General features: G+C 57.2%; 12 protein-coding genes and 1 pseudogene. 4 read left to right on the forward strand and 9 right to left on the reverse strand.

The genetic code is table 11. The features are described 5' to 3' along the window. The coding region (locus tag DHN12_RS19105; RefSeq protein WP_108861616.1) for an IS3 family transposase at positions 1–731 on the forward strand (731 nt) is incomplete at its 5' end. Positions 732–746: 15 nt separating this feature from the next. On the opposite strand, the pseudogene DHN12_RS19110 reads toward DHN12_RS19105, so the two are convergent. The 3 genes and pseudogenes from DHN12_RS19110 to DHN12_RS19120 form a co-directional block, all read right to left on the reverse strand. Beyond that, a pseudogene (locus tag DHN12_RS19110) lies at positions 747–860 on the reverse strand (IS3 family transposase); the annotation flags it as partial. Positions 861–1237: 377 nt separating this feature from the next. Further along, the gene (gene gyrB, locus DHN12_RS19115) at positions 1238–3655 is read right to left on the reverse strand and encodes a DNA topoisomerase (ATP-hydrolyzing) subunit B (protein WP_058272964.1); all 2418 of its coding nucleotides are present in this window, start codon (positions 3653–3655) and stop codon (positions 1238–1240) included. Positions 3656–3780: 125 nt separating this feature from the next. Beyond that, entirely contained in the window at positions 3781–4353 is a 573-nt protein-coding gene (locus DHN12_RS19120; RefSeq protein ID WP_108861617.1) for a TetR/AcrR family transcriptional regulator, read from the reverse strand. Positions 4354–4452: 99 nt separating this feature from the next. Here DHN12_RS19120 and DHN12_RS19125 point away from each other — a divergent pair, with 99 nt between their 5' ends. After that, positions 4453–5019 carry a carboxymuconolactone decarboxylase family protein gene (locus DHN12_RS19125; RefSeq protein WP_108861618.1) on the forward strand — a complete coding sequence of 189 codons (567 nt, stop codon included), beginning with the start codon at positions 4453–4455 and terminating at the stop codon, positions 5017–5019. On the opposite strand, the gene recF is transcribed toward DHN12_RS19125, so the two are convergent. The 6 genes from recF to mutM all read right to left on the reverse strand — a co-directional run bounded on the left by recF (position 5016) and on the right by mutM (position 11638). Next, on the reverse strand, positions 5016–6113 hold the full coding sequence (gene recF / locus DHN12_RS19130; RefSeq protein ID WP_199913550.1) for a DNA replication/repair protein RecF: 1098 nt from the start codon (positions 6111–6113) through the stop codon (positions 5016–5018). The two genes, DHN12_RS19125 and recF, sit on opposite strands and share 4 nt — an antisense overlap. Before the next feature lie 59 nt (positions 6114–6172). After that, the gene (dnaN, locus tag DHN12_RS19135) at positions 6173–7294 is read right to left on the reverse strand and encodes a DNA polymerase III subunit beta (RefSeq protein ID WP_058272968.1); all 1122 of its coding nucleotides are present in this window, start codon (positions 7292–7294) and stop codon (positions 6173–6175) included. 228 nt (positions 7295–7522) lie between these two features. After that, positions 7523–8908 carry a chromosomal replication initiator protein DnaA gene (gene dnaA / locus DHN12_RS19140; RefSeq protein ID WP_108861620.1) on the reverse strand — a complete coding sequence of 462 codons (1386 nt, stop codon included), beginning with the start codon at positions 8906–8908 and terminating at the stop codon, positions 7523–7525. Between the two features lie 539 nt (positions 8909–9447). Next, complete coding sequence (rpsT, locus tag DHN12_RS19145; protein ID WP_058272970.1) at positions 9448–9711, reverse strand: 30S ribosomal protein S20; 264 nt, start codon at positions 9709–9711, stop codon at positions 9448–9450. Between the two features lie 232 nt (positions 9712–9943). Then, complete coding sequence (locus DHN12_RS19150) at positions 9944–10720, reverse strand: enoyl-CoA hydratase (protein WP_058276503.1); 777 nt, start codon at positions 10718–10720, stop codon at positions 9944–9946. Positions 10721–10786: 66 nt separating this feature from the next. Then, positions 10787–11638: a bifunctional DNA-formamidopyrimidine glycosylase/DNA-(apurinic or apyrimidinic site) lyase gene (gene mutM / locus DHN12_RS19155; protein ID WP_108861621.1), complete on the reverse strand. Its 852-nt coding sequence runs from the start codon at positions 11636–11638 to the stop codon at positions 10787–10789. Between the two features lie 86 nt (positions 11639–11724). Between mutM and ubiE the strand changes: the two genes are divergently transcribed. Further along, positions 11725–12477: a bifunctional demethylmenaquinone methyltransferase/2-methoxy-6-polyprenyl-1,4-benzoquinol methylase UbiE gene (gene ubiE / locus DHN12_RS19160; RefSeq protein WP_058272973.1), complete on the forward strand. Its 753-nt coding sequence runs from the start codon at positions 11725–11727 to the stop codon at positions 12475–12477. Then, positions 12477–14006 (forward strand): 2-polyprenylphenol 6-hydroxylase, encoded by a 1530-nt coding sequence (gene ubiB, locus DHN12_RS19165; protein ID WP_108861622.1) that lies wholly within the window; start codon positions 12477–12479, stop codon positions 14004–14006. Before ubiE ends, ubiB begins: the two co-directional genes overlap by 1 nt. Positions 14007–14022: the final 16 nt, after the last annotated feature.

Genomic DNA, 14022 nt, shown 5'->3' on the forward strand with positions numbered 1-14022 from the left:
GCCGCGCGGACGAGGACAGGCCGGTCGCCGACATGATCGAGCTGACCCGTCAATATGGCCGATATGGCTATCGCAGGATCGCTGCGCTGCTGAGAGAGGCTGGATGGTCTGTCAGCGATGGGCGGGTTGAACGGCTCTGGCGGCGAGAGGGGCTGAAAGTGCCAATGAAACAACCGAAGAAGGGGCGGCTCTGGTTGAATGACGGATCGTGCGTTCGGCTGAGGCCGGAGTATCGCAATCATGTATGGAGCTATGACTTCGTTCATTGTCGAACTGACGATGGCAAAGCTTTTCGGACGCTGAACATCCTTGATGAGCACAGCCGGGAGTGCCTAGCGATTAGAGTGAAGCGCAAGCTGAACTCGGTCGATGTGATCGATGCCCTGACGGATCTGTTCATACTGCGGGGTGCACCCCGCTTCATACGTTCAGACAATGGGCCAGAATTCATCGCCCAGGCCGTCCGAGACTGGATCACCGCAGTTGGCGCCCAGACGGCTTACATTGAACCTGGGAGCCCGTGGGAGAACGGATACTGTGAAAGTTTCAATGGCAGGTTCAGGGACGAGTTGCTCAACGGTGAGATCTTCTACAGTTTGCGCGAAGCACAAATCCTGATCGAACAATGGAGGAGACACTACAACACAAAACGCCCCCACAGTGCTCTGGGCTATCGCCCGCCAGCGCCCGAAACCATCATCCCGATGGATCACAGGCCGATCATGCACTAACAATCAACTTGGACCAGTCAGATGAGGCTGCTCAATCGCATCAAGTCGGGACATGCCTTGCCCCATCAGAACTTCAACCTGCCGTAACTTCGAGACAATCTCTTCGGGCTTCGGTCTCTTGTTTGCCATTCGTGGTCCTCCGTTTCCTAAGCATAACGGTGGACCAGTTCAGTTGGGGAGGCTCACCTCGCAATTGAGATGCCAATTCCAAGTAGGGCGCATTTCTACTCGGCTTTGTCCCTAAGATTGAGTGGCACCACGATAAAGTCTGCTTCGTCCGCTCTTGGAATTTGCAAAGCCCTGCAATGAATGTCTGCTTTGGGCTGGAAGCGGCCATCCGAAAACCTTCCCCGGCAATACGTCGATGGCGCTAAACAAGCAAAGAATGAGACCCGAAGATATGGAACCTCGAACTAAGAAAGTTGAAGGTTAATACGCCCAGAGTTTTGGGCCAAAAATGCAAATCTTTGGGCGAAATGCAAAGCTATGGGCGCACCTACAAACGCCTAGAAATCCAGGTTCTCCACGCTCAGCGCATTTTGCTGGATAAACTCGCGGCGAGGCTCCACCACGTCGCCCATCAGTTTGGTGAATAGGTCATCCGCTTCAACCATGTCGTCCACCCGCACCTGCAAAAGCGTACGTGCGTCCGGGTCCAGCGTTGTTTCCCAGAGCTGATCCGGGTTCATCTCACCCAGACCTTTGTAGCGTTGCAGCGACAAGCCCTTTTCACCCTCTTCCAGAATGGCGCGCAACAGATCCAGCGGGCCGTGAATTGCCTGTGACCGGTCGCGACGGACCAGCGTTGCCGGGGTGTTGTAGATCTCTTGCAGACTTTGGGTAAAGCTGCCGGTCTTACGCGCCTCACCCGAACGCAGCATCGGGCCGTCCAGAGTACGCACCTCTTCGACACCGCGAAGAATGCGCGCCAGGCGGATGCCGTGATCCTGCGTGATCCGGCCTTGCCAGCCGCGTTCGTATTCCAGCGCGATCAGGTCGAGACGCGCAGCGACCTTGTCTGCAACGCCCTGCAAATCCGCATCGACCGCGCCTGGCACAAAGGCGCCTGCAACAGCGGCCTGTTCCAGGATGTGGCGTGGATAATGGGTTGGGAAGGCGTCCAAAACGCGCTTCAACTGACGCGCTTCGTCGACAATGCGCGTCAGATCCTGACCTAAAATCTCTTCGCCAGAACCGAGCTTCAGCACGGCCCCTTCGACACCTTGGTTGACCAGGTATTCATCCATCGCCGCCTGATCCTTCAGGTACACTTCGGATTTTCCGCGCGCCACTTTGTAAAGCGGCGGTTGAGCGATGTAGAGATAACCGCCCTCAATCAGCTCAGGCATCTGCCGGTAGAAGAACGTCAACAGCAATGTCCGGATATGCGCACCGTCGACGTCCGCATCGGTCATAATGACGATTTTATGATAGCGCAGTTTTTCGATATTGAACTCATCTCGCCCGATCCCGGTGCCCAACGCCATGACGAGGTTGCCGATTTCCTGAGATGACAACATCCGGTCAAACCGTGCACGTTCGACGTTCAGGATTTTACCCTTGAGAGGCAAGATCGCCTGAGTTTGCCGATCGCGGCCCGTTTGCGCTGATCCGCCTGCGGAATCACCCTCAACCAGAAAGACTTCGGTTTTGGTCGGATCCTTTTCCGAACAATCCTTGAGCTTACCGGCCAGAAAATTAACATCCATCGCCGTTTTGCGGCGCGTCAGCTCGCGCGCCTTGCGGGCGGCTTCACGGGCCAGAGCAGCCTCGATAATTTTGCCAACGATAATCTTGGCCACGTTCGGATTTTCTTCGAACCATTCAGCCAGCTTTTCGTTCATCAGACCTTCGACTGCAGGGCGCACTTCGGATGACACCAGCTTGTCCTTGGTCTGGGACGAGAATTTAGGGTCGGGGACTTTGACCGACAGCACACAGGTCAGACCCTCGCGCGCATCGTCGCCGGTAAAGCTGACCTTTTCCTTTTTCGCGATCCCGCTGGTCTGGGCGTAATTGTTGATGGTCCGGGTCAGCGCACCGCGGAAACCGGCAATATGGGTTCCGCCATCGCGCTGTGGGATGTTGTTGGTGAAGGGCAGGACTGTCTCGTGATAGCTGTCATTCCACCACATGGCGATTTCGACACCGATATCGTCGCGCTCACCCTTGATATAGATCGGTTCGGGCATTGCGGAGGTCTTGGAGCGGTCCAGGTATTTGACAAATTCTTTGACGCCGCCTTCGTAAAACAGCTCGGTCTCTAACCGTTCTGCCGGGCGTTCATCAATCAGAATGATCCGTACACCCGAGTTCAGGAAGGCCAGTTCGCGCAGACGCTTTTCCAGCGTCTCGAATGAATATTCCAGGTTTGAGAACGTATCCAACGACGCCAGAAACCGCACTTCGGTTCCGGTCCGATCACCGCACTCAGCGACAACTTTCAGATGCTCGACCGTCTCACCACCTTCGAACCGCGCAACGTGCTCCTTACCATTGCGCCAGACACGCAATTCCAGCCAGTTGGACAGTGCGTTCACCACCGAAACGCCCACGCCGTGCAGACCGCCGGACACCTTGTAGGAATTGCTGTCGAACTTGCCGCCAGCATGCAGCTGGGTCATGATCACTTCTGCTGCGGACACACCTTCTTCGGGGTGAATATCGACGGGAATTCCGCGACCATTATCGCTGACCGAGACGCTGGAATCCGCGTGGATTTTGACGGTTACATGGTCCGCGTGACCGGCCAGCGCTTCGTCAATCCCGTTGTCAACGACCTCATACACCATATGGTGCAGACCCGAGCCATCGTCCGTATCCCCGATATACATACCAGGGCGCTTTCGAACTGCCTCTAACCCTTTGAGAACTTTGATGGAATCTGCACCGTATTCCTGTGGTGCCTGTGCGTCTTCGGACATGCCGTCAGTACCTATATTATTTTGGTAACTTATACGTTTTCTGGGGGGGATTGTCACGCGCTACCCCAACATTTTGTGTCGGTCTTGCGTGATTTAGTTTCTTTCGGCAGCTGACTGCCGAATCCCTACAAACGGTCGATATCGGCCGCTATGTCCGCTGCGATTTCATGGGCGTCGACATCACTGCGCTCGGCCGACAAACGCAGCCCCAAAAGGTCAGATTGATAGCGCGTCGCCAGTCGGTTCGGATCGTGGTTTAGGGCGATATCCCCGGCCTCTTGCGCCTGACGGAACAGCTCTGCAAAGCAGGCCTTCATCTCGGACATGAGAACACCCGCCCGACCGGCGAGCTCGTGATCCTTGGCCTGCAATTCAGCGTAGGTCTTGGCCAACATACAAGCCTTCGCGGGCGCTCCGCTTGCCTCAATAACCAAACGCGGCTGCGCCTTTAAAGCCTCGAGCGGACCTACCCGGTCAGCCAATGCCCTCAGCCGCGCGGCACCCTCTTGCGCGTAGCGGTCCAACGCCAGCCCATAAAGCGCGTCCTTGGACCCAAATGCCGCATAGAAACTGCCGGGTTTCAACTTCAACTCGCGCTCAAGGTCTTTCAGGGATGTACCAGCCCAACCCTGACGCCAGAAAACATCCCTGGCCCGGGCAATCAGGTCATCACGGTCATATTCGGGTTTGCGAGGCATCACCTTCACCAATTCTTGAACGATTGCTCAAATATATACTTGAGTGATCACTCAAGAAAGACTATTTCTGCCTGAACGCGCCAGAAAAGGAGTTCCGACATGGCCAATTTCCCGTCACATGATCTCGAATCCGCCCCCGAAGGGTCCAAACCGCTACTGGAAAAATCGCAAGCCGCTTTTGGCCGCCTTCCCGGCCTGCACAAGGTCATGGCCGAAAGTCCCCAGCATCTGGAAGGCTATCAGGTGCTGCACGGCCTGTTCATGCAGACCGATTTCGACAATGATGAGAAAACCGTCGTCTGGCAGACCATCAATGTGGAAAACGAATGCCACTATTGCGTGCCCGCTCATACCGGCATCGCCAAGATGATGAAGGTTTCGGACGAAATCACCGAAGCCCTGCGCAATGAAACCCCGCTACCTTCGGCCAAGCTTGAAGCACTGCGCACCTTCACCCTGCAAATGATGGAAACCCGCGGCAACCCGACCGAAGCACAGCTGCAGGCATTCTTTGATGCGGGCTACTCTCACCGCGCTGTTTTGGATGTGGTTCTCGGCCTGGCGCAAAAAACCATGTCGAACTACGTGAACCACATGGCAAAAACCCCGGTCGACGAAGTCATGCGCGGCTTCCTGTGGGAACGTAAAGTCGGCGAGCCGGCCTAAGCGGACACGATCGAGCCCTCAAAGCCATCACTCACGATCAACGTTTGGGCCCGGTCGCCCAGTTCCGCAAACAGCTCAGGCCCGGTGCCCGTCATCCAGGCCTGAGCACCCAGCGCATAAATCTCATCATACAGCGCCGCGCGCCGGTCCGCGTCCAGATGCGCCGCCACCTCGTCCAACAACACGATCGGGGGCGCGCCGATCATACTCGCCAAGGCCCGCGCGTTCGACAGGATCAATGAGACCAACAAGGCCTTCTGCTCACCGGTCGAACAATCCTTGGCCGGAACGCCCTTGGCAGCGAACACCCCGTACACGTCCGACCGATGCGGTCCGACCAGCGTACGTCCAGCCGCCAGATCGCGGAACCGGCTTTCACTTAGTGCTTCGCGCAGTTCCGCTTCCGTTTCCGGCATCGCACCTTCGGTCTGTACCAGCTCCAATTCCGCAGATGGAAACGCAGTTTCCGCCTGATCCTGCGCCGCGCGCAGATGATCAAGCGCCGAAAGCCGCGCCGCGTGGATACGATACCCCATCTCGGCCATCTGCGCTTCAAGTGCTGCATACCAATGCGCATCGCGCACCTGCTCTTTCAGCAGACGGTTCCGTTCGCGCATGGATTTTTCGTAAGTCAAAGACGCCTCAGCATGGGCCGGGTCGAAACTCAGCGCGATCCGGTCCAGAAAACGCCGACGTCCTTCGGCCCCCTCAATCCAAATCCGGTCCATCGACGGGATCAACCAGACAATCCGCGCCAGCTTGCCCAGATCAATCTGGCTGGACGCCTTGCCATCAATGCGGACCTGCCGGGCGACACCGCCCTCGGACCAGGTTTCAATCTCGTATTGTCGCCCCTGCGCCTGCAGCAACCCGGACAGTTTCCAACCCAGCGCCTCAGGGCGTCGGGTCATCTCGGCCGCGCTGGCCCGCCGCATTCCGCGACCGGGGGAAAACAGGGACACCGCCTCCAGGATGTTGGTCTTGCCCGCCCCGTTCGGTCCGTGAATCGCAACAGGCCGACCATCCAACGACAGTCGCGCTAGCTTGTGGGACCGAAAATGCGAGACGGTAAGCTCGGTCAGGGCCAAACCCATGACCCCTCCCTTCATCTTTTCATAATCTCTTCCGCCGGAGGCATCGCACGTCCGTGCGATCAGACGCGCATCGGCATGACGACGTATACCGCGCTCAGATCATTGCCTTCGCGCATCAGGGTCGGATCAGCCGCTGAATTGAACAGGAACACAGCGTTCTCACGATCTACTTGAGAGGCGATTTCCAGCAGGTACTTGGCGTTGAATCCGATCTCCAGCCGCTCGTCGCCATAGGCCACGGCCAGTTCTTCCTCGGCCGCGCCGCTATCCGGGGCGTTGACGGAAAGTACCAGTTTATCGGTATCCAGCTGAAGCTTTACCGCACGAGACCGCTCAGAGGACACGGTTGCAACCCGGTCCACGGCCTTTGCAAACTCAGCAGCATCGACTTCCAGCTGGCGCGTATTGCCCTGAGGAATCACACGTGTGTAATCCGGGAAGGTCCCGTCAATCACTTTTGAGGTCAGCGTGATGTCCGGGGTTGCAAAGCGCACCTTCGTTTCACTGACCGACACGGCGATATCCATCTCATCGTCGTCCAGCAGCTTCCGCAGTTCGCCTACGGTTTTGCGCGGCACAATCACACCGGGCATGTCTGCAGCGCCATCGGGCAGATCCGCGTCGATGCGCGCAAGGCGGTGGCCATCGGTGGCCACACAGCGCAGCACCTTGCCGCCTTCGGACCCGTCGGCCACATGCATATAGACGCCGTTCAGATAATAACGCGTCTCTTCGGTCGAAATGGCGAATTTCGACTTATCGAACAACCGGCGCAGCAGGGCTGCCGAGGCGGTAAAGTTCGACTGGTATTCCGAAGACGCCATCACAGGGAAGTCTTCCTTTGGCAGCGTCGCCAATGAGAAATTCGACCGGCCGGCTTCAACCGTCAGACGCCCTGCGGCGCTGTCGGCGGTCAATGTCACTAACGCACCATCGGGTAGTTTGCGCACGATCTCATGCAACGTCGTTGCGGCGACAGTTGTGGCCCCGGCCTTTTCGACCTGTGCGGGCGCTTTGTCGACAACTTCAATATCCAAGTCGGTCGCCCGGAACATGGCCTGATCGCCCTCAGCTTCGATCAAAACGTTGGCAAGTATGGGAATGGTGTTGCGGCGTTCGACAACAGATTGGGCCTGGGAAACGGCCTTGAGAAGGGTGCCGCGTTCGATGCTGATCTTCATACCCTTAATTCCTCTGACTTGCGTGCCGAAATGGGCGGGACTGGCACGTTAGCGGTTCCGCCCTGAGGCACAAGGATTTTTTATGGATTTCTCGGCCGGATTGCCCAAAGCGTCAAGGGCCGCGTGGCCCAGCAAGCACAGTTCATTTCCAACCGTGGAAAATAGCGCACAAGAAAACGCCCCGGGCGTGAGGGTCCGGGGCGTTTCTCAAGTGATATGAGTAGGAGCTCAAGCTTCCAGCGCGCGCCGCAGCATTTCCACATCTTCGGCAATCTGGCCGTCTGTGGTTTTCAGCTCTTCGATGCGTTTTACGCCGTGCATGACAGTCGTGTGGTCACGTCCTCCGAACCGGCGCCCGATTTCCGGCAGGGACCGACTGGTCAGTCGCTTGCACAGATACATCGCAACCTGACGCGGGCGGGCATAAGACCGCAGGCGTTTAGGTCCAATGATGTCGGACAGGCGGATGTTGTAATAGTCCGAAACCTTGCGCTGAATCTCTTCGACAGTGATCTTGCGCTCGGATGCGCGCAGCACATCTGCCAGACAGTCCTGCGTCAGCTCCAGGTCGATCTCGCGTCCCACCAACGAGGCAAAAGCGAACAGACGGGTCAGAGCACCTTCCAGCACGCGAACATTAGTCGAGATCCGGTGCGCCAGGAATTCCAGGACACCATCGGCAATTGTCAGGTCGGGATATGTGCTGCTGTACTGCTGCACCTTGTTTTGCAGGATGCCCAGGCGCAGTTCATAGTCGGTTGGGTGCAGATCGACCACCAAACCACATTGCAGACGGGACTTCACCCGATCCTCAAGATCCTTGATCTCACCCGGGGCGCGGTCGGCCGAGATGATGATCTGTTTGTTCTGGTCCACCAGAGCATTGAAGGTGTGGAAGAACTCTTCCTGCGTCGAATCTTTGCCGGCGATGAACTGCACATCGTCCACCATCAACACGTCAACCGACCGGAACAGATGTTTGAAGTCCATCATTCGGCGTTCGCGCAAGGCCTGCACAAAGCGGTACATGAACTGTTCCGCCGACAAATAGAGCACGTTCAACTCGGGGTGCTTTGTTTTCAGCTCCCATGCAATAGCGTGCATCAGGTGCGTCTTACCCAGACCAACACCACCGTAAAGAACCAGCGGGTTGAAGGTCACAGGACCACCTTCGGACACACGACGCGCCGCGGCATGGGCCAGTTCGTTGGGTTTACCGACAACAAAACTGTCGAAGGTAAAGCGGGAATCCAGCGGCGCAGCCTGCAAGGACTCAAATGCGCCATTCGCGGCTTCCATCTGCGGCGCAACAGGTGCATCCCGCACAATTGTCGGCTCGGATTCGGCCTCTGCCTTAGGGCGCGCCGGTGAGTTGGCAGCGACGCGAAAGGCCAGTCGTTGAACCGTTTCCCCTGCGGTGTTCATCTCATACAATATGAGATCCGCAAAGTTCTGACTGACATAGTTGCCCATGAAGTTTGTCGGCACGGAAAACACCGCTACGCCGTCCTGCAGCTCTTGGAATTCAAGAGGTTCGATCCAGGTCGTGTAGTTGTTTTTTCCGATGGCCTTGAGCAACTTGTTACGTAGTAGTCCCCATTTCTCTTGTGTCATTAAGCGCCTCACGCATCCCATTCTTTATTGGCCTGTCGGCCTTATTGCTATTTTCCGGTTGCCCGGATTAAGCTTTCACACGCAAAGGGATACCAACACCAAACCGCAGAAGTTTGGCGGGTGTGTTTTAGAAAGTCTGCACACCCCAATCTGCCGGCGCTCCATACCCGGAACGCCCTGAAAACAGGGTTGCGCAACGCAATCTCATATTCGACAGGGCTTGGTTCCCTGGTTACCCAAGGACCGCAGCAGATTAGCAAACCAGTTGCCAACATTCGTTCCTGACCGTCCTGATGCCCGTCAGTTTGGTCGTTAGAACAGCCTGTCCCCCCAAGCGAGTGAATCGCTGTAACAGTGGTAGCAAGAGGCCAATGCATCCGGCAACGAAACTCTGATATTGACTCGTATCTTTCGCCGAAAGAATCTCTCGGGTTTGTGAAGGCGCGGCTTTCCGGCAACAGCAAAAAAAAAGCGCCGCAGGACGCGGCGCATTTTCCATCATTTCACCTTGTTTGGTTGACCCCAGGTCAACCCAAGCCTTAGCCCAGCGCTTTTACACGAGCCGACAGACGCGACATTTTACGCGACGCGGTGTTCTTGTGGAAAACGCCTTTTGTGACGCCGCGCATCAGTTCAGGCTGAGCTGCGCGCAGTGCTGCGGTTGCAGCATCCTTGTCACCGGATGCGATCGCTTCTTCTACCTTACGGAGGTAGGTGCGGATGCGCGAACGACGTGCTTTGTTGATTGCGAAACGGCTCTCGTTCTGACGAGCGCGTTTTTTTGCTTGGGGCGAATTAGCCATGTGTGTCTCTGACCTTTGGTTCGGTACGTTGTCTAGGGTTGCGCGCCACGGAAAATCCGCACCGGATCAGAAATCACGAGTGTGAGTCGGGCCAAGCGGGCCGCACGCGCATGTATGGTGGCGGTTACTACCCAAGTTGGCCGTGTTTGCCAAGCCGATTCTTTTGATGCGCATAGCCGGTATGAAAAAGGCGGGCAAAGGCCCGCCGGTTTCGATTTGATCAGGGCACCGCTTACTTGTCGCGGAATTGCGCGGCGCGTTTTTCCAGGAACGCGGCCATGCCTTCTTTCTGATCTTCGGTCGCGAACATTGAATGGAACACGCGGCGTTCGAACAGCATGCCTTCGCTCAGCGGCAGCTCATAGCTGCGGTTTACCGACTCCTTGGCTGCCATAGCGGACAGTTGGGATTTTTCGGCAATCTTCTGGGCTGCGCCCATCGCCTCATCCATCAGCTTCTTGGCGGGAACGACGCGGCTGACAAGGCCAGCGCGTTCAGCTTCTTCTGCGTCCATGAAACGGCCGGTCAGGTTCATGTCCATGGATTTGGACTTGCCGACAAACCGCGTCAGACGCTGGCTGCCCCCAAGCCCGGCAATGACGCCAAGATTGATCTCAGGTTGGCCAAATTTGGCAGTGTCCGCTGCGATGATGAAATCGCACAACATCGCAAGTTCGCACCCGCCGCCCAACGCATATCCGGCTACGGCAGCGATGATGGGCTTGCGGATCGCGCACACGCGGTCGTTCAGAGCACCAAACAGGTTCGAGCTGTAGACGTCCACAAAGCTCATCTCGGACATTTCCTTGATGTCCGCGCCCGCAGCGAACGCCTTGTCCGACCCGGTGATGACGATGCAGCGCACTTTGTCGTTGCTATCCGCATCTTCCAATGCCGAGCACAATTCCTGCGCCAGTTGTGAGTTCAGCGCGTTCAGCGCATCGGGCCTGTCGAGCTTGATAAGGGCGACGTGGTCTTCGATTTCGACGATGATCGTCTCAAAAGCCATGAGGTGAAAGCTTCCGGTTGTTCCGTTCAGGTACGATTCCTTACCACGCGCATTCGCTGGATCAAGCTATCTTTGGCATTGCGCACAGTAGAAGGATGAGCGACCGGACTGGGTGATTCTTTTGATTGGAGCCCCACAACCGTCAGTCCTGCAGGGTTCTCCCTCACGGCCATAGACGTCAAAGCTGTGCTGAAAATATCCAAGTTCTCCATCGGCTTGGCGGAAATCGCGTAGGGAAGATCCACCTGCTTCGATGGCGTCCTGCAATACCTTCCTGATGATCGGAACAAGTGCTGCGACTCGGGTCGCAGAAATTTGGCCGGCTTTGCGACGTGGCGACACTCCGGCTCGAAATAGCGCCTCGCACACGTAGATATTGCCCAGGCCGGCAACGATTCCCTGATCCAGCAGCGCCGATTTGATCGGAGTGTTCTTTCCCCGAAACGCATCGATCAGATGTTGTTCGTGAAAATCATTACCCAAAGGTTCAGGCCCGAGGACAGACAGCAGCTTGTGATCGTCCGCAGTTGCTGTCTGCAATAGGTCCATCGCACCAAACCGGCGCGGATCGTTGAACGTGACACGTGCGCCATTCGCCATGTAAAAGACCACATGGTCATGTTTTTGGGTTATCGGATGTTCATGCACGAATTGCCCAAGCGGATCGCCGGATACGGTCATCCGGCCTGACATGCCCAAATGGATCAACAAGGTTTCACCACTGCTGAGATCGGCAAGAATGTATTTTGACCGACGACGCAATTTTTGAACCGTCTGCCCGGTCAACCGCTCGGCCATCCGTTCAGGGAAAGGCCAGCGCAGATCGGGGCGATTCACATCTGCCCGGTCGATCACCACGCCTTCCATCGCTGGGCTCAGGCCGCGTCTTACTGTCTCGACCTCGGGCAATTCCGGCATTACACGGCTCCTATTCCAAAGGGCCGCATTGTGCCCCGGTTCCAGAGCCCTATAACAGAGGCGAAATTCGAAAAACGGCAAGGCTAATGTCCGACAACAGCGACAAGACCACTCATTTTGGGTTCGAAACCGTACGTGAGGCTGAAAAGGCCGGGCGTGTACAGGGCGTGTTTAACTCGGTCGCCTCGAAATATGACGTGATGAACGATGTCATGTCGATGGGCATTCACCGGGTCTGGAAAGACGCGATGATGGACTGGCTTGCGCCGCGCCCAGGCCAGCGCCTGCTGGATGTCGCAGGTGGCACCGGAGATATCTCGTTCCGCTTTTTGAAACGCGCGGGCTATGGCCATGCTACCGTGCTGGACCTGACCGAACCGATGTTGGTCGAAGGCCGACAGCGCGCCGAGGCCGACCAGATGGCCGACAGCCTGAACTGGGTGGTCGGCGACGCGATGGCTCTGCCCTTCGACGACAACACATTCGACGTCTACACCATCTCGTTTGGCATCCGGAACGTGACCCGCCCGCAGGAGGCCCTGAACGAAGCATTCCGTGTGTTGAAACCCGGCGGCCGACTGATGGTGCTGGAATTCAGTCAATTGCCTAATGACGGGCTGCAAAAGCTCTACGATCTTTACAGCTTCAACGTCATCCCGCGTATGGGGAAACTCATCGCCAATGACTACGACAGCTATCAATACTTGGTCGAATCGATCCGCAATTTCCCGGATCAGGAAACGTTTCTGGGCATGGTCCGCGCGGCCGGATTTGAAAATGCCAAGTACCGCAACCTGAGCATGGGCATCGCCGCGCTGCATTCCGGCTGGAAAATCTGATGCGCGGACCACACAACATCATTCGCCTGATCCGCACAGGCGCCACTCTTGAGCGCACAGGCGCCATGAACGTTGTGCTGGACGCGTTCGAGGCTCCGCGCGCACTGCGGTTTCTGGCGCATGCTTTGGGAAAACCGTTCCAATGGCTGGGTTACAAAGGCGATCCTGACATGCCCCCCGCGACAAGGGCGCTGACGGCGCTTGGACCGGCATACATCAAGTTTGGTCAGGTATTGTCGACCCGTCCCGATGTGGTCGGGGATGAGTTGGCCGAACAATTGCGCGTGCTGCAGGACAAGCTTCCCCCGTTTTCCCGCTCCGAAGCTATGGCCGAAGTGGAAAAAGAACTGGGTCAGCCAGTTTCTGAAATCTTCAGCGAATTCAGCGAACCCATCGCTGCTGCATCCATTGCTCAGGTCCACAAGGCCAAGCTGGTCAGCACCGGCGAAGACGTAGCGGTCAAAGTTCTGCGCCCAAACATTGAACGCGCCTTCCGCAAGGATGTAGACGCATTTTATTTCGCCGCACGCATCGTGCAGCTATTCGCCCCCGGTGCGCGCCGCCTGCGCCCGATGGAGGTGATCGAACATTTCGACGGCGTCGTACGCGGCGAGCTCGACCTGCGGCTGGAAAGCGCTGCCGCGTCGGAATATGCGGCCAACACCAAGAACGACGCAGGTTTCTGGCTGCCCCCTGTCGTCTGGTCCCTGTCAGCCCGCCGCGTGATGACGCTCAGCTGGGCCGACGGAGTTCCACTGGGCGACAATGCCGCGCTGGACGCCGCCGGGCACGACCGTGGCGATCTGGCGGAACGCGTGCTGCGCTTGTTCCTGCTGCACGCACTTCGAGACGGTTTTTTCCACGCTGACATGCATCAGGGCAACCTGAAGGTCGCGGCCAATGGGGACATCATTGCCTACGACTATGGCATCATGGGTCATATCGACGAATATACCCGCCGGGTTTATGCCGAGATCCTCTTTGGCTTTATTCGCCGCGACTACAAACGCGTGGCCGAAGTGCATTTCGAAGCTGGCTATGTTCCTGCCGACAGGGACGTCGACGAGTTTGCCCGCGCCTTGCGCGCGGTCGGCGAGCCTATCTTTGGCATGGATGCCACTCATATTTCGATGGGACGCCTACTGAATTACCTGTTCGAGGTGACAGAACGGTTCGGCATGGAAACCCGCACGGAACTGATCCTGCTGCAACGGACAATGGTGGTCGTCGAAGGCGTGGCGCGGTCGCTGGACTCGCGCATCAACATCTGGGAAGTCGCCCGCCCGGTTGTCGAAGATTACATCAAGCAATCCATCGGCCCCCGCGCAGCACTACGGGATTTTGGCAAAACCGCCATGGTACTGGCCCGCTTTGGCCCGCGCCTGCCCGCTTTGGTGGAAAATGCGCTGATCGCGCAGACGCATAAGGACGACACTCAAAACAGAGGCCTATCGGCGGCCATTCTTCCGGCAGCCATCGGCGCCGCTGCTGGCGCCGCAATTGTCCTGCTCCTGACAGCCTTCACCTAAGGCAAATCCGCCAGCT

Origin of the sequence: Ruegeria sp. Alg231-54, assembly GCF_900143525.1 — a bacterium.
GTDB lineage: Bacteria > Pseudomonadota > Alphaproteobacteria > Rhodobacterales > Rhodobacteraceae > Ruegeria.